A 19,195-nucleotide genomic window follows, 5' to 3' on the forward strand; every position below is an offset into this window, starting at 1 on the left:
GCAAGTTATCACGGCACGGCCGGGCACAGTGTCCGCAGGAGTTGCGCGACCGTCTCGAAGTCGGCTCGCGGAGACACGTGATGCGGAACGCCTTCGGCCGCCAGCGCCGCTGACGTCGTCGGACCGATCGCCACGATCGCCGCCAACGCGGCCAGTCCGTCCGCACCGAGTGCACGCACCAGACCGTGCGCCACGGACGGACTCGCGACCACGACGGCGTCGGGACCAGCGGCGCTCCAGTCCGAGAGAATATCCGCCTGGGGCCTTGGAACCATGCGGTAGGCGACGACTTCTTCCACTGCCGCACCCGCTGCGCGCAACTGGGTGGCAAGCAGGGGATGCCCTTCTGCCACTGCCGGCAATAGCACCCGCCGGCCACGCCAGTCTTCGCCGGCGAGGACGGTCCACAATGCGGCCGCGCCGTCGCCATCGCCCACCAGCGGCGATGTTTGCACGCCGGCACGAACCACGGCCTCCGCGGTCCGCGGGCCCACGGCAGCCGTGCGCACGCCCGCCGGCCATGGTGTTGAGCGGGCACGCGTGACGGCCCGGGCCGCACGGGCACTCGAGAACACGATCAGGTCGAAATCCGCCAGGGCCTCGGCGGCCGCGTGAAGCGGATGAGGATCAACCGGCGCCTGCTCCTCCAGGACCTTGCACCACACGGGGACAAAGCCCTGATGGCGCAAGGCCCGGCTCAATGCGCCATCGTCCGGTTCGTCCCTGGTCACCGCCACTCGCCATGGCGCCGAGTGAGACCCTGTGCGTGACATCTCGTGACGAGGATAGCGGCAAACTCCGGGCGAGACTAATCACTTCGGTTAGAATTCGGGCGCCGCGCCTGCTATACCGGCCGGCAAAGGGAGAAAGCATGCGTGCACGCGTCGTAATTGCTCTGGTCACTACCGTGGCTGCGGGATCGCTGGTCGTCGGCCAGTCCCCCAAGCGGCTCAACCCCGTTATTGAATTGCTGTCGCAGAAGAAGCCGGTCTTCGGCCTCTATGCCCCAGCCAACCGGCGGATGGGCGGCGGCCGCCCTGGCGCGGCGCCGGGCAGCGTCGTCACGCCGCCGGTCGAGTTGCCGCAGAAGACCGCGGTTCAGCTCGCGGCCGAAGCGCTGGCCAACAAGAACACCGACTTCATTTTTGACGGAACGATGGAAGGCGGCATGGAACGCGGGCTGCCGCCGTTCACGGCATTTGTGAAGGGGATGTCAGGCTCGGGCTCATTCCTCAAATCGCCAAATGGCATGTTCACTCACCCGCTGGTCGTGAAGATGCACGAGATCGCGCCGGACCCGAAGGTCGCCGCGGTCAGCATCGGCCAGCAGCTCAACGTCGGCGTGAGCGGCATCATGTTCGTGTCGGTTGAGAGCGCCGCCGAAGTGAAGGCCGGCATCGACGCCATGCGCTTCAAGTCCAAGGGCGGCACGCGCGCCGAAGACGTCGGCCAGGCGCCGGCGCTGTGGGGCATGAGCGAGAAGGAATACAAGGACAAGGCCGACCTCTGGCCGCTCAACCCGAACGGCGAGCTGATCAACTGGACCATCGTCGAAAGCAAGGAAGGCCTCGAGAAGGTCCGCGAGATCGCGGCCGTCAAGGGCATCGGCGTGCTGTGGCCCGGCGCCGGCACGCTGCGCGGTATCTTCTCGACGGTGCAGCCAGACGGCACTCGTAAGCTGGACGAAGCGGCGTGGGAAGCGTCGATTCAGAAGGTGCTGGCGGCGTGCAAGGAATTCAACGTGCCGTGCGGCTACCCCGCCAACGCCACCGACATCGAGATGCGCATGAAGCAGGGCTTCAGCGTGTTCGTGATGAACTGGGGCGATGCCGGCTTCAAGGCGATTGAAGTCGGCAAGAAGGCGGCCGGCCGCTAGCAGCTAACGCACTTGTGATTGTTCCTGGCCCCGAGACCCTCAAGCAACTTGATGGTCTCGGGGTACGGCTGCGTGCGCTGCACCGGCCCATTGGCCATGTCCACCGTCGTCTGGCCGCGACGATTCACGATCTTCACGTCGGCGCCCTTCGACACGAGATAGCGAATCATCTCGTTGTCGCCGCGTGACGCGGCGTTGTGCACGGCGGTGCTGCCGTCCTCGTCTTCGGCGTTGACGTCCACGCCCACTTCCTCGACCAGATACTTCACCGCCGCCATCATGCCGGTGGGCGCGAAGCGGTGCGCGTTACCGGCGAAACCCTCGCTGTAGCCGGCGCCGGCCGCGGCAACCAGCGGCGGCGTGCCGGGTCCGCCAACCGGCAGGGCCGGCCGCTGGGGCGCGGCACTGGCGTCGCCACTGCGGGTGCCGCCCTGGAAGTCGCGGCCACCCGCCGGCTTCATGGTGGGAACGTTGGGGTCGGCGCCACGCGAGATCAACAGCTTCATCGCCGCGATGTCGCTGGCGTAGGCGGCGCGCCAGAACGGGCTGGCGCCCGAATCGTCGGTGCGCAGCAGGTCGAAGTTGTACTGCGTGAACCAGGTGTTGCGATTGGTGCGGGCGTTGGGGTCGGCGCCCTGGTCGAGCAGCCTGGTCATCAGCTCGAGGTAGCCCATCTTCTGCTGCAGGTAGGCGCGCGGCTGCGGATAGAACGAACGCGGCTGCCACTGGACGTTGATCACCGCATAAAGCGGCGTCACGCCGCCTTCGCTCGCCAGGTTCGGGTCGGCGCCGTTGTCGAGCAGGTAGCTCACGGTGTCGAAGTGGCCGTTGATGGCGGCCACCAGCATCGCCGTGGTCCGGTCGCCGGCGCCGCGCTGGTTGATGTTGGCGCCGCCCTTGACCAGGGCTTCGACGGTGGGCAGCGCGCCCTGACGGGCCGCGAAATGCAGGGCCGCGAGGCCGCCGTGCTTGCCGATCAGCTCGTTGTAATTGAACTGGCGCGTCACGCCCGGCACGTCCGGACCCGGGCCGCGAGCAGGCGCCGGACGCGGCACGCCGTTCTGGTCGACGTCGGCGGTCATGGTGAGGGCGGACAGATCCTGGACACGTGAGGTGAGGCCGACGTCGGCGCCGCGCGCGATCAGCATCCTGACGACGTCCACGCGATCGGCGGCGGCGGCGAACATCAGCGCCGTCTGGCCGTTGGCGGTCTCTTTGATGTTCAGGTCGGCGCCGTTCTCAATCAGCATGCGCACCGATTCGGTGCTGCCGGCATGCGACGCCTGCATCAGCGCCGTGGCGCCCGTCGCGGTGGTGGCCGATACGACCGAGCCGGCGGCGATCAGTGGGGCGATCACGGAGGCATTGCCGATCTGGGCCGCGAGGTGCAGCGGCGTGTAGCCGCCGAGGCGCGTCCTGGCGCCGACGTTGGCGCCGGCATACAGCAGCATCGAGGCGAGTTCGGCGTCACCGTTGAGCGCGGCCCAGTGGAGCGCCGTCATGCCGTCGCCCTGGGCGGCGTTCACGTCCACGCCTTCCTTCAGGAGCTTCTTCACCGCGGCGGCGTCCCTCGCCATGGCCGCATCGGCAATTGGCGCGGTGGGCGCTGCCTGGAGAGAAGCAACGAGACCGACGATGGCGAGGACGGTAGCGAGTCTCTTCATATGCGTTCATCCCGGGGTCCGGCTAAAGCCGGACACTACATCAGACGGCGGTGGGCGCGGGCGCGGAGTTCAAATCCATCGCGCTCGTGCTGTCACCGAACACATCCATCTCGAGGCCGACGCTGCGCATCGCCGCCAGCATGGCATTGGCCATCGGCGTGCCATCGGCGGCCTTGATGTGCAGGTTGCCCTTGAGCGCGCCGCCGGCGTGGCCGGCGAAAAACAGCGGGCAGCGCTTGTGGTTGTGCACGTTCTAGTTGCCCATCGGCGAGCCGTAGATCAGGAGCGAGTTCTCGAGCAGGTTGCTGTCGCCGTCCGGCGTCTCCTTCAGCTTCTTGAGGAAGTACGGGATCAGGCTGACGTGGTACTTGTTGATTTTCGCCAGCTCCAGGATGCGATCGTCGCGGTCCTGGTGATGCGAGGCGATGTGGAAGCCGGTGTTGACGCCGGTTTCCGGATAGACGCGGTTCGAGACATCGCGGCTCAGCTTGAAGGCCACGACGCGGGTGACGTCCGACGCGAACGCCACCACCTGCATGTCGAACATCAGCTTGACGTGCTCGTCGTAGGAATCCGGCACGCCGATGGGCGCGCCCGGCAGCGTGCGCTGGTCGCCCGCGGCGTTCTGCGCTTCCACCTTCTGGATGCGCCGCTCGATCTCCCGCACGTCGTCCAGGTAATCGCTGAGGCGGGCCCGGTCGGTGGCGCCGAGGCTGGCCTTCAACTGGTTGGTGGACTGCGTCACCCAGTCGAGGATGCTGCGGTCGCGGCGGCGGCGGGCCGCCCGCGCTTCGGGCGTGGCGCCGATGCCGAAGAGCTGGTCGAACACCGCGCGCGGATCGCGAATCATCGGCAGCGGCTCGCTCGGCGAGGCCCAGCTGATGGAGTCGGTGTAGGCGCACGAGTAGCCGTAGAAGCAGCCGCCGGCCTGGTCGACGTTCTCCACGCACAACTGCATCGACGGCATCGGCGTTTCCTGGCCGTACTTCTGCGCGAACAACTGGTCGAGCGAGGTACCGGCCTTGAGGTCCGAGCCCTGCGTCTGGTGCGGATGCGACTGCGTCAGGAACACGGCCGCGGAGCGGAAGTGGTCGCCGCCAATCTCTGGCGGCAGGAACGCCTCGGCGTTGCGCACGTCGGTGTTGCTGACAATGGTGATGTAGTCACGCCACGGCTCGAGTGGCGCCATGCTGGTGGGGCTGAGGTCGAACGCGGCGCCGGTGGTCGCCGGCGCCCAGAGGTTCTTCTGGATGCCGAACGCGGTGCTGCCCGCCGAGCCGTGCACCATCTCCATGGCGACCAGGCGGACCTTGCGGGTCGCGGCGGCCGCGCGCGCCGGCACCATGGCGTCGAGGAGCGGCAAGGCAATGGTGGCGCCGAGGCCCTTCAGGACGGTGCGGCGATCCAGGTGCTTGCCGGTGATGATGTTCATGTTTTCGCCTCGTTACTCGGCGGCACTAAAGTGCCGCCCTTCTGGCACTTCTGGTCATGGGACTGTCGTGGCGGGTTCGGCGGCGCGACCCATCGTGAACAGCGGGCTGGTGGCCACGCCCAGCACGAACGCCGACATCTTGTTGCCGCGCGCGGCGGCGTCACGCACCAGGCGGCGAACGGCCCACATGTCTGGCGCCTCGATGCGGCGGCCCAGCGCGTAGGTCATCAGGTTTTCCGTGAAGCTGAGAAGGAACACATCCTGGTGCTTGAGCAGCGCCGCGCGCAGGCCGGCCGAACCGTTGATTGGAGTGCCGTCGTAGAGCGTGCCGTTCGGGTCCACCGGCATGCCGTTGTCCTTGATGCGGTACTTGCCGGTGACGTCGAAGTTCTCCAGCGCGAGGCCCAGCGGGTCGATCACGCGGTGGCACGACGTGCACTGCGGGTTCTTGCGGTGCTCCTCCATGCGCTCGCGCACGGTCAGCACCTTGCCCGACACCTCGCCCTTCGTCTCCTCGAGCGCCGGCACGTTGGGCGGCGGCGCGGGCGGCGGCGAGCCCATCATCACTTCCATCACGAACTTGCCGCGCATGACCGGCGACGTGCGATCGGCCACCGACGTCAGCACCAGCACGCTGCCATGGGTCAGGATGCCGCGCCGTTCGGCGGGCAAGGTGACGCGGCGGAAGGCGTTGCCGGCGACGTTGGGAATGCCGTAGTGCCGGGCGATGCGCTCGTTGACGAACGAGTAATCGGCCGTCAGCAGGTCCATCACGCTGCGATCTTCGCGGACGATGGAGTCAAAGAAGAGTTCCGATTCCTTGACGAACGCATCTCCCAGCGTGCGGTCGAAATAGGGATAGGCCACGGCATCGGGCAACACGCCTTCGACGTCGCCGAGCCGCAGCCACTGCCGGGCGAAGCGCTTCGACAACGCCTCGGACCGGGGATCGGCAACGAGCCGGGCAATCTGCTTCTCGTAAACGCCCGGCGCGCTCAGCCGGCCCTGGCTGGCCAGCTTCGTGAGCTCGGCATCGGGCGCCGCGCCCCAGATGAAGTACGACAGCCGCGACGCCAGTTCGCCGTCGCTCAGCCGATAGGACTGTCCCGCGCGCAGCGCCGCCGGGGTGTTCTCCAAGCGAAACAGGAACTGTGGACTCGCGAGGATGGCCTCGATGGCGCCGCCAATGGCGTACTCGAAGTCGCCTTCCTTGCGGCCATCCGCGTAGAACTTCATCAGGCCGGTGAGATCGCGCTCCGCCACGTTGCCGCGGAACGCCTGGGTCGCGAGCGTGCGGACGATCTTGCTCGCGCACGCGCCTTCATCCGCCGCCGAGGTGGGACGGCACGTGAAGACCCTGCGGCGGCTCGCCGTGTCGGAAATGCCGGTGACGTTGTAGGGCCCGACGATGCTGAAGTCCTTGACGTGAGGGAGCGTGGTGATGCCGACGGCGACGCCGATCTGCGTGTCGGCGAGCGTGTGATCGATCGGCGCAACCAGGTCGTTGACCGGGCCTTCGAACCGCTGGATGAACGCCGCCGTCACCCTCTGCACGCCGGCCGTCACGTGAATGGGCGGCATCTTCAGCGACAGCCCGGTCGTGGTTTCCGCCATCAGCGGGTTGATGGTCATCAACGCCTTGCGCTCGCCGTTGATGGAGACCTCGACCTGCTCGCCTTCGTTGGGGCCGCCGAACAGCACGCCGCAGGCGTTGCTATGCAGTTCGACCTTGAACACGTAGTCGCCGTCGGCCGGGAACGTGTGCGGCACCGAGAGGCCGCCGCGCGTGCCGAACGGCGCGCCCTCGGCGCGCGACAACTGCGACGCGGTCTTCGGCACGCGGTAGTTGGTTTCGGTGGCGGGCGCCTCGGGGTCGCCGATGGCCAGCGCCGTGACCCGGGCCGCCGCCCGCAGGTAGCTTTCCATCAGCGTCGGCGAGAACGCCTGCGCGTCCGCAACGTTGTCGAAGCCGTCGCTGATCGTGTCGGCCGGCAGCAGGCTGGCGACGTCGATGTCGATGCCCAGCATGTCTTTCACCGCGCGCGCATACTCAGCGCGATTCAGCCGCTGGAACGGCCGCGAGCCGGGGTTGGGATTGAGCGCCGCGGCGCGATCGACGCGCGCCTCCAGCGCTTCGGTCAGCGCCGTGATCTGTTCGGGCGCGGGCCGGCGCGCGCCCGGCGGCGGCATCATTTGCGACCGCAGCTTCCGGATCATCTTCTCGGTGACGGCCACGTTGCCGGCCGCCTTCGAGGCGTCGAATGATGCGAGCGTCAACTGGCCGGCCTTGCCGCGATCGCTGTGGCAGCCCGCGCAGTATTGCCTGACCATGGCCGTCTGGTCGGCGGCGCTGAACGCGGGGGCTGGCGGGGTGGCCGGGTGTGAAATCGCGGGGGCAACTGGTTGCTGCCCTTCGACTCGCGGTCGCGCACCTGCGATGCGCGGCCGCTCGCTCAGGGTTGGCGGCGCATCAGGCGTTTGGCTGGTCGTGGCCGCCAAGTGCAGGCCGGGAAGGGCGGCGACAAGCACCGCAAGGATGAGTCGCTTCATGGCGTCGTTTTCCGACGCCAGTATAGCGAACTAAGTGTTGTCGTTGCCGAGACATCGAGAGACGTCAGCCGGGCTACCGCTTCAGCAACACATACAAGCCCGGCAGATATGCCATCGACCACGCCACGAAGTGGCGGACCACCGGGAACTCGGCGGGGGGCCAGTCGCGGTACAGCTGGAAGAGGACGACGACGAAGCCGAGGCCGGCGGCGACGGACGTGGCCAGGCCGCGGCCGATCGCCCGCGACACCTCGAGCCGGCCGTCGAGGTGGGTCTGCAAAGCGGCCAGCATGATCCACAGCAGCACCCACGACACGATCATCATCGGGTAGCCGCCGAAGGGCGCCAGCGCGTAGAACGACAGCGCGGCGATCATGCCGCTCAGCAGCCCGCCGATGGCGCCGGGCACCGCCCTGCCCTTGCGCCAGCCAAGGTGGCCACCCAGCGCGGCGAACAACACCGAGCCGTGGATCGTCCCGGACGCAACCTGGTGTTGCGGGATGCCGAGGAACCAGACGTAGTCGGCCACCGTGCTCAGCACGGCGAGCAGCATCGAGCCGATGAGCGCGGGGCCGACCTGGGTCATTACCGTCCCGCGGCGGCGCGCCCGATCTTGATCGCCTCGTCAGCCTGCGCGCCCTGCATCAGCAGCGCGAGAAACCCTTCCTTCACCCGCTGTTCGACGTCCTTCGCGTTGGCGGTGAGCATGTTGGCAAGCTTCACGCGCTTGGTCTCCACCAGCACCTGTTGCGTGCCGGCTTCGGCACCGGCGCGATCGCCGCCCAGCGCCTGCGCCAGGCTGCCGATGCCGCACGCCAGCACGCTGATGTTCGGCAGGTTGGCGATCTCCGCGCGTTGCGCGATGGCTTTCGGATCCTCGAGCATCAGCATGGCGAGCTTGGTGCCCTTGGGATTGGCGGGCGACCAGATGTCGGCCTTGGCCGCGGCGAAGAAGCTGAGCGCGAGCTTGGCTTCCTCGAGGTCGCGGATGTGGGGGATGGTGACGCCATCGGCGCCGGCATCGAAGATCTCCTTGACCCGCGCCTTCGTCGCCTCGGCGCCGTCGGCGCTGATTGGCGGAATGCGGACCAGCAGCGTCTTGCGGCTCGTCGCCTTCGCGCTGCGCAGCCCCTGGGCCATGGCTTTCACTGCGTCGGGGTCGTACGAGCCTTCGAGGTTGAGGAAGACATAGTCGTACAGGGCATTCATGGCGAGCTTCTCGGCGCCGCCGACGGTGTAGAGCGGCTTGGGCCGCGGAGCGGCCGGCGCGCCCCCGGCCGGCGCACCGGCGCCGCCGGGTCCGCCCGGACCGCGGCCGACGGGCGCGTTCTCGTTGGGTGCGTAGACGCCGAACGCGACTTTGCCCTGCGACCAGAGCGGGATGACCTGAGCGTGAGCCGCCGACGCGGTGACAACGGCTGCGACGGTGACAATGGCAGTACGGATGAAGGCTGCGTTCATGGTCCGTAGATGCTAACCGACCGCGCCGTCTTTTTAAATGCAGCCGCAGATTTCACCGATTTCACGGATACGAACGAGCCGCGGCGGCCGTAGGCCGCCTCACGGGAGCGAACGCCACCCGGTTCGCAAGACCGGTTTCGTTGCTGTGAGGTCTTGTGAACCGGGTGGTGTTCGCTCCCGGCCGCCGGTCTTCGACCGGCGGCGCGGCTCGTTGCAGTCTGGTTTCGCGGTCGACAAGCATCCTGGGTTGCCATTTCAGAATCGGCGAAATCTGCGTAATCTGCGGCCGTATTTGATTTACTCTGCGGCTGCAACCGGGAGGGTTCATGACGGACGACAAGAAGTCAGGTGTGTCTCGACGCGACCTGTTGAAGAGGGCGGGAATGGCGGGCGCGGCCATGACGATTCCGCTGACGCCGGTCGGCGGCGGCGATTCGGCGGCAGCAACCACGGCGCCGGCACCCGCAGAGGCCCTGCAGGCCGCACCGCGTCGGGAACCAATCGAGAACCTGACCGCGTCTGAGGCTGACTTGCTCGAAGCCATTTGCGCGCGGATCATTCCGAGCGACGCGAACGGCCCCGGCGCGCGCGAGGCGCGGGCGGCGCACTTCATCGACCGCGCGCTCGGCGGCGCGCTGGCGTCGTCGAAGCCCGCGTATACGGCGGGGTTCGCGGCCTTCGACCGCTACTGCCGGTCGTCGCGCGGCAAGCCGTTCCTGGAACTGAATGAACGCGATCAGGACTCCGTGCTCATCGACGTGGAGACCGGATCGGCGACCGGCTTCCAAGGCAGCTCGGCGGCCTTCTTCGCCATGGTCCGCACGCATACACTCCAGGGCACCTTCGGCGATCCCTACTACGGCGGCAACGCCAACTTCGTCGGCTGGGACCTGATTGGCTATCCCGGCGTGCGCACCAACGTCTCGGCCGACGACCAGCGGCTGGGCGCGAAGCTGGCGCCCAATCACAAGTCGGCGTACGACACCGAGATGTTCACCAAGGCGGTGGCACGTGGGCCCGACGGTCCGCCTGAAGGCGGACGCCACATGGATGGTCCGGCTAACCGCCTACGCCAAGGCTTCGGCGCTCAAGAAGCCGGACACCACATCGTGGAGGGCAAGAATCATGGCCACTAAGCTCAAGCCGACCGACGTGGTGGTGATCGGCCTCGGCGCCGCCGGCGGCGTCGCCGTGTTGCCGCTCACGCAGGCCGGCATCGACGTGGTGGGGCTCGAGGCCGGCACGTGGCTGACGCGCCGCGACTTCGCGCCCGACGAGATCCGCAACAACGTCCGCGACTGGCCGCAGTCGGTGCAGAAGGCGCAGCAGGAAGTGCCGACGCACCGTGTCAACGCCAAGGCCAACACCACGCGCGCCGGCAGCCATCCGATGATGAACGCCGTCGGCGGCACCACGCTCCACTACTGGGCGCAGTCGTGGCGCCTCAACCCGTGGGACTTCAAGGTGGTCAGCGACACCACCAGGCGCTACGGCGCGGCGCGCGTGCCGAAGGGGTCCACGGTGGAAGACTGGCCGTTCGGCCTGGACGAACTGGAAGGCTATTACGACAAGGTCGAGTACGAGACCGGCGTCTCGGGGCAGGCCGGCAACATCAAGGGCGCCATCGACCCGCGCGGCAACATCTTCGAGGGCCCGCGGGCGCGGCCTTACCCGATGCCGCCGCTGCGGAGCACCGGCTTCATCGACCTGATGGCCGCCGCGGCGCGCGGCCTCGGCTGGCATCCCTTCGCCGGCCCGGCCTCGATCAACTCGCGGCCCTACCAGAACCGTTCGGCGTGCATGTACCACGGTTTCTGCAACAAGGGCGGCTGTCACGTGGACGCCAAGAACGGCCCGCACCTCACCACCATTCCCCGCGCGCAAGAGACCGGGCGCCTCAAGGTGGTGACGCGCGCGCACGTCACCTCGATCGACACCGACGATCAGGGGCGCGTCACCGGCGTGACCTACGTCACCGACGGGCAGGAGTTCATCCAGCCGGCCAAGGCCGTGCTGCTCGCCAGCTACACCTACGAGAACAGCCGGCTGCTGCTGCTGTCGAAGTCGAAGGCCTTCCCCAACGGCCTGTCGAACAACCACGGCCAGGTCGGCCGCCACTACTTCAGCCACGCGCAGGGGGCCGGCGTCACGGCGCTGTTCCCGTTCAACATCAACGCCTGGTACGGGCTGCCGGCACAGGGCGTGGCGGTGGACAACTTCGCCGACGACAACTACGACCACGGCGGGCTCGACTACATCGGCGGCGGCAACCTGTGGGTGATGTCGGACCGCCGCCCCATTTCCGCGGCCAGCATGGGCACCTTCGGCCGCACGCCGGCGTGGGGCAAGGAATGGAAGGCGTTCATCAAGGAGAACGCCGACCGCACCAACACCGCCTACATCCAGAAGACGACGCTCCCCTACGAGGACAACTTCCTGGATCTGGATCCGACAGTGAAGGACCCGCTCGGCTTCCCGGTGTGCCGCATCACCGCCGACTACAAGGACAACGAGCGGAAGGTCGCCGCGCACACCCAGGAGCGGATGACCGAGTGGTACAAGGCCGCCGGCGCCGGCGCCACGCAGGCCAACCCGCTCGGCACCATGGGCCCGACGACGCATGCGTATGGCGGGACGAGGATGGGCACTAACCCGGAGACCAACGTGGTGAACGCGTGGGGGTTCTCACACGAAGTGCCGAACCTGGGCGTGCTCGGCGCGTCGGTGATGGGCACCAGCGGTGCGCGCAATCCCACGCTCACTGCGCAGGCGTTGGCGTGGCGCACGGCGGAGTATCTCGCGAAGAATTGGAAGAGCGTGACGTCCTAGGACCTAAGACCTAAGACCTCGGACCTGGCGCCCTGCTACTGAGCCGGCATCCGCTCGTAGATCGACACGAGCGCGCCCTGCCCGATGATGTGGCCCTTGATGGCCTCCATCAGCTGCGTCCGGTTCAGCCCTTCCGCCAGCGGCAACTCCGCGTCGAGCGCGTAGACCGTGAACGTGTAGTGATGCGGCTTGCCGGGAGGCGGCGCCGGGCCGCGATAGCCGGCGCGGCGGAAGCCTGACAGCCCCTGGATCGTGCCCGCGATCTCCGGCGGCGCCGAGAGCGTGGCGTCCATCGGCAGTTCCGCGGGCAGGCCCTTGGCCGTGCCGGGGATCTTGTAGACCACCCAGTGCACGAAGCCACCGGGCATCGGCACGTCGGGGTCGTCACACACCAGGGCAAACTGCCTGGTGGCGGCGGGCGCGCCGCTCCACGCCAGCGCCGGCGACACGTTCTTGCCGTCGGCGGTGTGGTCCTTGGGAATGGTCTCGTTCGCCTTGAGCGTGGCACTGGTGACCGTGATGGCCGCCGGCGTCTGCGCCCACGCCGTGCTCGACGCGCCGAACATGAGCGCCGCGAGCGCCACGCCCCGAACGCTGACTCTGAATCGCATGCTGTCCCCCTAGGGCGGCACTAAAGTGCCGCCCTTCTGACACTTGAGAATTAACCGTCGGGATTATACAGTTGCCGCCATGAATCGAATCTCGAACCGCTGGATAGTGCGCGCCGGAGTCCTGGCGCTGCTGGTGGGCCTGGCCTCGGTGGCCGCGCGAGGCCAAATGGCGCCCAAGGTGGGTGAATGGCCGACCTACGGCGGCGACCTCGCAAACACGCGATATTCGCCCCTCGACCAGATTAACGCCGACAACTTCAACAAGCTGCAGCTGGCGTTCCGGTTCAAGACCGAAAACCTTGGCCCGCGCCCGGAATTCCAGTTCCAGGGCACGCCGCTGATGGTGAACGGCGTGCTCTACGTCACCGGCGGCACGCGCCGGGCCGCCGTGGCGATTGACGCGACGACCGGCGAGACGCTGTGGATACACAGCCTCAACGAGGGCAAGCGCGGCGAAGCGGCCCCCCGCCAGCTGTCGGGCCGCGGCCTGTCCTACTGGAGCGACGGCAAGGAAGAGCGCATCATCTACGTGACGCCCGGCTACCAGATGGTGGCGCTCAACGCCAAGACCGGCCACCCCGTCGCCAACTTCGGCACCAACGGCATCGTTGACCTGAAACAGGGCCTCGATCAGGAGGGCCTGGATCTGACGACCGCGGAGATCGGCCTGCATGCCGCGCCAATCATCTCGAAGGACATCATCGTGATTGGCGCCGCGCATCGTGAGGGCGGCGCGCCGCGCAGCAAGACCAACGTCAAGGGCTACATCCGCGGCTTCGACGTCCGCACCGGCAAGCGGGTGTGGATCTTCCACACCATCCCGATGAAGGGTGAAGCGGGTTACGAGACCTGGGATCCGGACGCCACCGTCTACACCGGCAACGCCGGCGTGTGGGCGCAGATGAGCGCCGACGAAGAGCTCGGCATCGTCTACATGCCGGTCGAGCTCCCCACCGGCGACTACTACGGCGGCCATCGCCACGGCAAAGACAACGTCAAGGACTCCTCGCTGTTCTCCGAGAGCCTGCTCGCGCTCGACATCAAGACCGGCCAGCGCAAGTGGCACTACCAGCTCGTGCACCACGGCATCTGGGACCACGACATTCCGTGCGCGCCGATCCTGATGGACCTGGTGGTGAACGGCAAGCCCGTGAAGGCCGTGGCGCAGCCGACCAAGCAGAACTGGCTCTACGTGTTCGATCGCGTGACCGGCAAGCCGGTGTGGCCGATCGAGGAGCGCCCGGTCGAAAAGGGCGAGGTCCCCGGCGAGTGGTATTCGCCGACGCAGCCGTTCGTGACCAAGCCGCCCGCCTACGAGCGCCAGGGCGTCACGCTGGACGACCTGATCGACTTCACGCCGGAGCTCAAGGCCGAAGGCGCCAAGATCGCCTCGATGTACAAGCTCGGCCCGATCTTCACGCCGCCGGTCGTCAGCAAGTGGGAAGGCCCGCGCGGCACGCTGATGGTTCCCGACGTCACCGGCGGCGCCAACTGGCAGGGCGGGTCGTTCGATCCGGAAACGAAGATGTTCTACATCTTCACCAACGTGGCGGTGACCACGCTCGGGCTGCTGCCGCCTGAGGCGGGACGCTCCGACATGCTCTACGTCCGCGGCGCCGCGCGCAATCCGAACCCAGCGCCCGCAGCGGCGGCCGGCGCCCCGGGCGGTGGTGGCGGCGGCGCCTTGAACGTGCAGGGCCTGCCGCTGATCAAGCCGCCCTACGCGACCATCACCGCGCTCAAGATGAACGAAGGCGAGCTGGCGTGGAAGATCCCGCACGGCGACACGGCGGACAACATCAAGAACCATCCGGCGCTGAAGGGCCTGACCATCCCGCGCACCGGACGCCCGGGCCGCATCGGTGTGCTGACCACCAAGACGCTGCTGATCGCCGGCGAAGGGGGCTTTGCGACGACGCCGCAGGGCCGCGGCGCGATGCTGCGCGCCTACAACAAGGCAACGGGCGCCGAAGTGGGTGCGGTCTACATGCCCGCCCCGCAGACGGGCTCGCCGATGACCTATTCGATCAACGGCACGCAGTACATCGCGGTGGCCGTCAGCGGACCTGGCTTCGCCGGGGAGTTACTGGTTTACAAACTCGCTCAGTAGAAGGGCAACCACGAAGGACACGAAGGTCAATCGCGTCCTTCGTGGTTGTGTTCTATCCGATCGGAATCCAGAAACTCGTCTTGACCAGGAAGATGTTCGAGCCCGGCGCGGTGACCGACCGGAACGCGTCGTTGATGTTCACCCGGCTGCCGAGCACTTCCGAGCCGGCGCGATCCTGCTGCCACACCACATAGAGCGTGCTACCGGCGCGCCATTCCCAGCGCAACACCACGTTGCTGCGGAACGACAGCGTGTTGAAATCGCGGTTCCGCAGGGTCAACGTGCTGCCGCCGGCGTTCACCACCTGGCTGCCGTCCGCATTCACCGACAACACCGTGCCCGACGTGCCGTAGCTCAGACGCTCGCGGCTCCCCGGCGCCAGCAATTCCCCGTAGTCGTAGTAGTGGCCCGAGGCGGCGAAGGGCTCGGCGTAGACGTCCAGATTGAGGTCGGGCCGCAGCGTCAGCCCGAGCCGGAATTCCATCGACGCGGTGCTGCGGTCGATGAAGGCAAACACGTAACGGTTGTCGAAGGTCACCGGGCGGCCGCCGGAGAGCGTGCTGACGTACTGCTGCGGCTCGGTGACACGATCGTAGAACGGCGACACCGTGAACTGCCAGCGCGGGCCGGGACGCATGGAGACGAGGCCGGTCACGCGCCTGGTGGACGCGCCGTCATCGTTGGTCTGGAACACCATCGAGCCCGTCAGCCGCGTCCGCGACGTAGCGCGGTTGCCGACGTTGACGTTGGTGGTCCAGCCGGGCCCCCGCGACATCAGCGGGCCGCCGCGCGTGAGCGACACGCTGGTGGTGGCCAGGTTCCTCGCCACCTGCACGCTGGTCGTCCAGAAGTTGCTCCAGGTCACGTTGAAGGTGCCGCGCAGGTGCCCCGCCTGCATCAGGCCACGCAGCGTGGTGTCGGTCTGGCCATCCAGTTGGAGGTAGTAGCTGCGGAACACCGTACCCGGCTGCGTTTCGCGGTAGCGGAAGTTGGCGTTGGTCAGCCAGCCGTCGGCGCCGTTCAACTGGGCGAAGTCGTTGGTCTCGAAATCCTCGGAGTCGATCTTGGTGTTGGCGCCCCACAGCCAGTGACGGCCGCCGGTCTTGTCGAAGTTCATCTGCACCGACCATCCGGCCAGCGACGTCAGCGTGCGATCCAGGGGTGAGTACTCGCGGTCCGGCCGCTGGGCGTAGTGCGCGCTCGAGCGCTGCACCCGCTCCATCGCGCGCTCGTTACCGTTGATGACCGAGCCGCCGCCCGAGGCGCGGAACTCATACTGACCGCCCTTGAACCGCAGCAGCGTGTTGCCGGCCAGGGCGAGGGCGTTGCGGGTATAGAGGTCGGCGAGCGGGCTGCCTTCCTCGAACTGGCGATGCACGTAATTCACGAGAAAGCCGGCGGTTGACGCCGACTTGCCGAACTCCTGCAGGACGCGGCCGACCATGTGGTACGCGTGCGGCGAGACGTCCACGGTGCGCTGATCCGCCAGGCCGCGCGTGGCCACCTGGGCCTCTTCGTTGTCGGTCACCGCGGTCAGAAAGCCAATCGAGGTCTTCGACGGCAGGCGGCCCGTGAGCTTGGCCGCCGCGAGAATGGTGCCGGAGTCTGGGTACTCGACGTAATCGCCGGTCGCCGGACCGATCGGGCGCGTGCCGATGCGCCGGGAATAGTAGAAGTTGGGATGGCCGATGTTGAACAGCTGCGCGCCCTCGAGGAAGAACGGGCGCTTCTCGGGGAACCGCGTCTCGAAGGCGGTGAGGTTCACCTCCGCGGGATCCGCTTCCACCTGCCCGAAGTCGGGATTGATGGCGGTTTCGAGCGTGAAGTTCGGACCGAGGCCCATCTTGACGTCGGCGCCCACCCTGGCATGCAGGTTCTTCCCATCGTCGAACGGATCACTGGGGTCGCGGTCGCCGTTGATGGTCGAGCCGCCGGCCACGTACGGCAGCGCCTCGATGCGGCGCGGCGGAACCAGGCTGGCGATGCCGGTGAGGTCGCCAAACCGGGACGACCACGCACGAACCGTCCTCGGGATCACGATCCAGTAGTCTTCCTCGTCGAGCGTGGGCCGGAAGCGAAACAGGTTCAGCCCCCACGTCTGATCGGACTGCGGATTGAAGCGCAGTTGCGAGAACGGGATCCAGAGTTCCGCCGTCCACTGATCGCCGGAGACCTGGGTCTCGGCGCGCCACACCGGGTCGAAACCGGCATCGAAGCTGTCTTCGTTGTCGCTGGCGTGAAAGCGGTCGATGCGCACGCCGGAGGCGGTCACGCCAAAGACGACGGCGGTGCGGCGATCGAGGAAGGTGTCGAACGACACCAGGATGTGCTCGGCCTGGTCGGTGTTGTCGCGGCGGCCGAGCGGTGCCTGGATGCGGCCGTCGCGGCTGAACATCCGCGCGCCGACGTAGAGCACGTCGTCGTCGTAGGCCAGGCGGACTTCCATCCGGTCGGTGGGGGGCGAGTTCTCGACCGGCTCCTTCTGGGTGAAGTCGGTGACCGGCGTGGCCTGCTGCCACGCCTCGTCATCGAGCCGGCCGTCGATGCGAATGCTGCCGTTGGCGACGCGGGTCGCGGTGGCGTGCTTGCGATTGGCGGCGCCCGCTGCCGGGGTCTGCGCGAACGTGGTTGGCGCCGAGACGAGCAGACCGGCAAGCGCTAGAACGACGACACGGATAACCAACGGAACCTCACATCACGAGATCGCCACATCACCAAATCGCCAAATCAGGTTCGCTTGACCCGCCCACCCGGAATCGCGAGCGCGGGCTCGAGACGAGCGGCGTCGGCCGGGTTCTCGACGCCGACCAGGATGTAGCCGTCCGACACTTCGGGATCGTACATCTTGCCGCCGCGGCTCGGCAGACCAGTCGAGAAGAACAGGTAGATCACCGTCGCGAGGATCGCGCTCAGCATCGTCATCTCGAAGATGATGATCAGGTTCGACCACATCGGCACGATCGGCATGCCCGAGGTCACGAGCGGCCATGCCCGCTGCCCGGCGCCGAGCAAATAGTAAGTGAGCACCAGCCCGGCGGCGCCGGCGGCCACCGCCGCCCACGGCATGGCGGTCTTCGCATCCCTGTGCCCGAACTCGAAGTGATCGAACGGCTCGGACGAGATCACCGTGATGTCCGCATCCGCGACCCCGGCCGCGCGCAGGTTGTCGACGGCCTGCTGCGCCACGTGGGGATCGTTGTAGAGACCGTAGACGGCCCTCATCGATGCTCCCCCTGGGTCGAGGACGAGTCTGGCGAGAACACTTCGGTGTCGAGCCGTGTCGCCAGCAACGACGCCTCGGCCAGGGTCGCCGTGTCAAGGCGCGACGGCAAGCCGGCTTTCAGCTCCCAAATCGAGATAATCGGCACGAACTTCGCGAACAGCGTGTAGAGCAAGATCATGCCGGCAAAGGTCGCCGCCATGATCGTCAGCTCAACCGGCGTCGCCTCGTAGGTGCCCCACGAGTATGGCAGTTGCTTGTGGGTCAGCGATGGCACCACGATCAGGAACCGCTCGAGCCACATTCCAATGACGACGCCAAACGAGGCGATCGAGCAGCCGAGGATGGTTCGGGTGTACGGATTGGCCAGGATGGCCAGCGGAATCACGAAGTTGCAGATCACCATCGTCCAGTAGAGCGGAGCGTAGGCCCCCCGCTGGGTGGCCCAGAACACCGCCATCTCGCTGGGCTCGTTGCCGTACCACACGGTGAGGCGCTCGGCGAACACGAAGTAGCCCCACAGGATGCTCATGAGCAGCAGCAGCTTGCCCAGGTTCTCGAAATGGAGCGGCAGCAGGTACTTCTCGAGATGCAGGGTCTTCCGCAGCGCGGCCATGGCGAGGATCAAGGCGGCAATGCCGCTGAAGATGGCGCCGGCGACGAAGTAGGGGCCGAAGATGGTCGAGTGCCACATCGGCACGTTCGCCATCGAGAAGTCGAACGAGACGATGGTGTGGACCGAGACCGCGACCGGCAGGATGGCAATGGCCATGATCTGCATGGCCGATTCCAGCCGGTTCCACTCCTTGGTGGTGCCACGCCAGCCAAGCGCCAGGGCACCGTAGATGCGCTTCCGCAGGCCGGTGGAGCGGTCGCGCACGAGCGCGAAGTCGGGAATCATCGGTAGCAACAGGAACAACAGGCTGCCGGTCAGGTAGGTGTTGATGGCGAAGAAATCCCACGCCAGCGGCGAGCGGAAGTTCGGCCAGATCTCGCGGTCGCTCGGATAGGGAAACATCCAGAACGCCAGCCACGGGCGGCCCAGGTGGATGATGGGAAACATCGCGCCGATCGACAGTGCGAACACGGTGATGACCTCGGCGCAACGCGTCACGGGACGCCGCCACCCGGCGTTGACCAGCCTCAAGATCGCCGAGATCAGCGTGCCAGCGTGGCTGATGCCAATCCAGAACACGAAGTTGGTGAGGTACAAGGCCCAGAACGTCGGCCAGCGCTTGCCGCTGACCCCGATGCCGTACCAGATCTGGTACCCCCAGGCGGCCGCGCCACAGGCCACGACCGTCCCGCTCGCGAGCATGATCGCGTAGAACCAGATCGACGTCTGGAACAGCGGCCGGATCAGGTCGTCCGCGATCGGTTTACTGGAGGTGCGATCCAACGGAGTTGTCCCTTTGCGAGTATTCGCTCATACAACGCCCAGC

15 protein-coding genes are annotated in these 19,195 nt (G+C 67.2%); 4 read left to right on the top strand and 11 right to left on the bottom strand.

Translation table 11 applies throughout. The features are described from left to right. Positions 1-8: 8 nt before the first annotated feature. A complete protein-coding gene (locus tag WC815_04240; GenBank protein MFA5907968.1) occupies positions 9-773 on the bottom strand; it encodes a uroporphyrinogen-III synthase in 765 nt (254 codons plus the stop codon). Between the two features lie 98 nt (positions 774-871). Here WC815_04240 and WC815_04245 point away from each other — a divergent pair, with 98 nt between their 5' ends. Then, on the top strand, positions 872-1,876 hold the full coding sequence (locus WC815_04245) for an aldolase/citrate lyase family protein (GenBank protein ID MFA5907969.1): 1,005 nt from the start codon (positions 872-874) through the stop codon (positions 1,874-1,876). Here WC815_04245 and WC815_04250 read toward each other — a convergent pair. The 6 genes from WC815_04250 to WC815_04275 form a co-directional block, all read right to left on the bottom strand. Next, the gene (locus tag WC815_04250; protein ID MFA5907970.1) at positions 1,873-3,540 is read right to left on the bottom strand and encodes an ankyrin repeat domain-containing protein; all 1,668 of its coding nucleotides are present in this window, start codon (positions 3,538-3,540) and stop codon (positions 1,873-1,875) included. The genes WC815_04245 and WC815_04250 overlap by 4 nt on opposite strands. 40 nt (positions 3,541-3,580) lie before the next feature. Continuing rightward, entirely contained in the window at positions 3,581-3,790 is a 210-nt protein-coding gene (locus WC815_04255) for a hypothetical protein (GenBank protein ID MFA5907971.1), read from the bottom strand. 3 nt (positions 3,791-3,793) lie between these two features. Further along, positions 3,794-4,972 (bottom strand): DUF1552 domain-containing protein, encoded by a 1,179-nt coding sequence (locus tag WC815_04260; protein MFA5907972.1) that lies wholly within the window; start codon positions 4,970-4,972, stop codon positions 3,794-3,796. Positions 4,973-5,026: 54 nt separating this feature from the next. Continuing rightward, entirely contained in the window at positions 5,027-7,522 is a 2,496-nt protein-coding gene (locus WC815_04265; GenBank protein ID MFA5907973.1) for a DUF1592 domain-containing protein, read from the bottom strand. Between the two features lie 73 nt (positions 7,523-7,595). Continuing rightward, positions 7,596-8,108 carry a hypothetical protein gene (locus WC815_04270; protein MFA5907974.1) on the bottom strand — a complete coding sequence of 171 codons (513 nt, stop codon included), beginning with the start codon at positions 8,106-8,108 and terminating at the stop codon, positions 7,596-7,598. Next, on the bottom strand, positions 8,108-8,983 hold the full coding sequence (locus WC815_04275) for an aldolase/citrate lyase family protein (GenBank protein ID MFA5907975.1): 876 nt from the start codon (positions 8,981-8,983) through the stop codon (positions 8,108-8,110). Before WC815_04275 ends, WC815_04270 begins: the two co-directional genes overlap by 1 nt. Positions 8,984-9,333: 350 nt before the next feature. Here WC815_04275 and WC815_04280 point away from each other — a divergent pair, with 350 nt between their 5' ends. Together WC815_04280 and WC815_04285 are read left to right on the top strand one after the other, a co-directional pair. Then, positions 9,334-10,119, top strand: coding sequence for a gluconate 2-dehydrogenase subunit 3 family protein (locus tag WC815_04280; GenBank protein MFA5907976.1), 786 nt, complete (start codon positions 9,334-9,336; stop codon positions 10,117-10,119). Next, the gene (locus WC815_04285) at positions 10,109-11,812 is read left to right on the top strand and encodes a GMC family oxidoreductase (GenBank protein ID MFA5907977.1); all 1,704 of its coding nucleotides are present in this window, start codon (positions 10,109-10,111) and stop codon (positions 11,810-11,812) included. Before WC815_04280 ends, WC815_04285 begins: the two co-directional genes overlap by 11 nt. Positions 11,813-11,847: 35 nt before the next feature. Here WC815_04285 and WC815_04290 read toward each other — a convergent pair whose 3' ends face one another. Next, positions 11,848-12,423 carry a YbhB/YbcL family Raf kinase inhibitor-like protein gene (locus WC815_04290; GenBank protein ID MFA5907978.1) on the bottom strand — a complete coding sequence of 192 codons (576 nt, stop codon included), beginning with the start codon at positions 12,421-12,423 and terminating at the stop codon, positions 11,848-11,850. A 79-nt stretch (positions 12,424-12,502) separates the two neighbouring features. On the opposite strand from WC815_04290, the gene WC815_04295 reads away from it, so the two are divergent. Continuing rightward, positions 12,503-14,533, top strand: a complete 2,031-nt coding sequence (locus WC815_04295; protein ID MFA5907979.1) for a PQQ-binding-like beta-propeller repeat protein — start codon at positions 12,503-12,505, stop codon at positions 14,531-14,533. A gap of 52 nt (positions 14,534-14,585) precedes the next feature. Here the strand turns inward: WC815_04295 and WC815_04300 are convergent, their stop codons facing one another. From WC815_04300 to nrfD, 3 genes are read right to left on the bottom strand one after another with little or no spacing between them, the layout of a single operon-like run. Next, entirely contained in the window at positions 14,586-17,216 is a 2,631-nt protein-coding gene (locus tag WC815_04300) for a DUF5916 domain-containing protein (GenBank protein ID MFA5907980.1), read from the bottom strand. Positions 17,217-17,260: 44 nt separating this feature from the next. Further along, positions 17,261-17,755 carry a quinol:electron acceptor oxidoreductase subunit ActD gene (locus WC815_04305; GenBank protein MFA5907981.1) on the bottom strand — a complete coding sequence of 165 codons (495 nt, stop codon included), beginning with the start codon at positions 17,753-17,755 and terminating at the stop codon, positions 17,261-17,263. Further along, positions 17,752-19,152 carry an NrfD/PsrC family molybdoenzyme membrane anchor subunit gene (gene nrfD / locus WC815_04310; GenBank protein ID MFA5907982.1) on the bottom strand — a complete coding sequence of 467 codons (1,401 nt, stop codon included), beginning with the start codon at positions 19,150-19,152 and terminating at the stop codon, positions 17,752-17,754. Before nrfD ends, WC815_04305 begins: the two co-directional genes overlap by 4 nt. Positions 19,153-19,195: the final 43 nt, after the last annotated feature.

It is taken from the genome of Vicinamibacterales bacterium (assembly GCA_041659285.1).
Lineage (GTDB): Bacteria > Acidobacteriota > Vicinamibacteria > Vicinamibacterales > UBA2999 > 12-FULL-67-14b.

Excerpts from the sequence above, each read along its gene's own strand:
- WC815_04295 (MFA5907979.1), top strand. The coding sequence starts at position 12,503 with ATGAATCGAATCTCGAACCGCTGGATAGTGCGCGCCGGAGTCCTGGCG.
- WC815_04270 (MFA5907974.1), bottom strand. The coding sequence starts at position 8,108 with ATGACCCAGGTCGGCCCCGCGCTCATCGGCTCGATGCTGCTCGCCGTG.
- WC815_04285 (MFA5907977.1), top strand. The coding sequence starts at position 10,109 with ATGGCCACTAAGCTCAAGCCGACCGACGTGGTGGTGATCGGCCTCGGC.
- WC815_04240 (MFA5907968.1), bottom strand. The coding sequence starts at position 773 with ATGTCACGCACAGGGTCTCACTCGGCGCCATGGCGAGTGGCGGTGACC.
- WC815_04245 (MFA5907969.1), top strand. The coding sequence starts at position 872 with ATGCGTGCACGCGTCGTAATTGCTCTGGTCACTACCGTGGCTGCGGGA.
- WC815_04250 (MFA5907970.1), bottom strand. The coding sequence starts at position 3,540 with ATGAAGAGACTCGCTACCGTCCTCGCCATCGTCGGTCTCGTTGCTTCT.
- WC815_04290 (MFA5907978.1), bottom strand. The coding sequence starts at position 12,423 with ATGCGATTCAGAGTCAGCGTTCGGGGCGTGGCGCTCGCGGCGCTCATG.
- WC815_04265 (MFA5907973.1), bottom strand. The coding sequence starts at position 7,522 with ATGAAGCGACTCATCCTTGCGGTGCTTGTCGCCGCCCTTCCCGGCCTG.
- WC815_04260 (MFA5907972.1), bottom strand. The coding sequence starts at position 4,972 with ATGAACATCATCACCGGCAAGCACCTGGATCGCCGCACCGTCCTGAAG.
- WC815_04275 (MFA5907975.1), bottom strand. The coding sequence starts at position 8,983 with ATGAACGCAGCCTTCATCCGTACTGCCATTGTCACCGTCGCAGCCGTT.
- WC815_04305 (MFA5907981.1), bottom strand. The coding sequence starts at position 17,755 with ATGAGGGCCGTCTACGGTCTCTACAACGATCCCCACGTGGCGCAGCAG.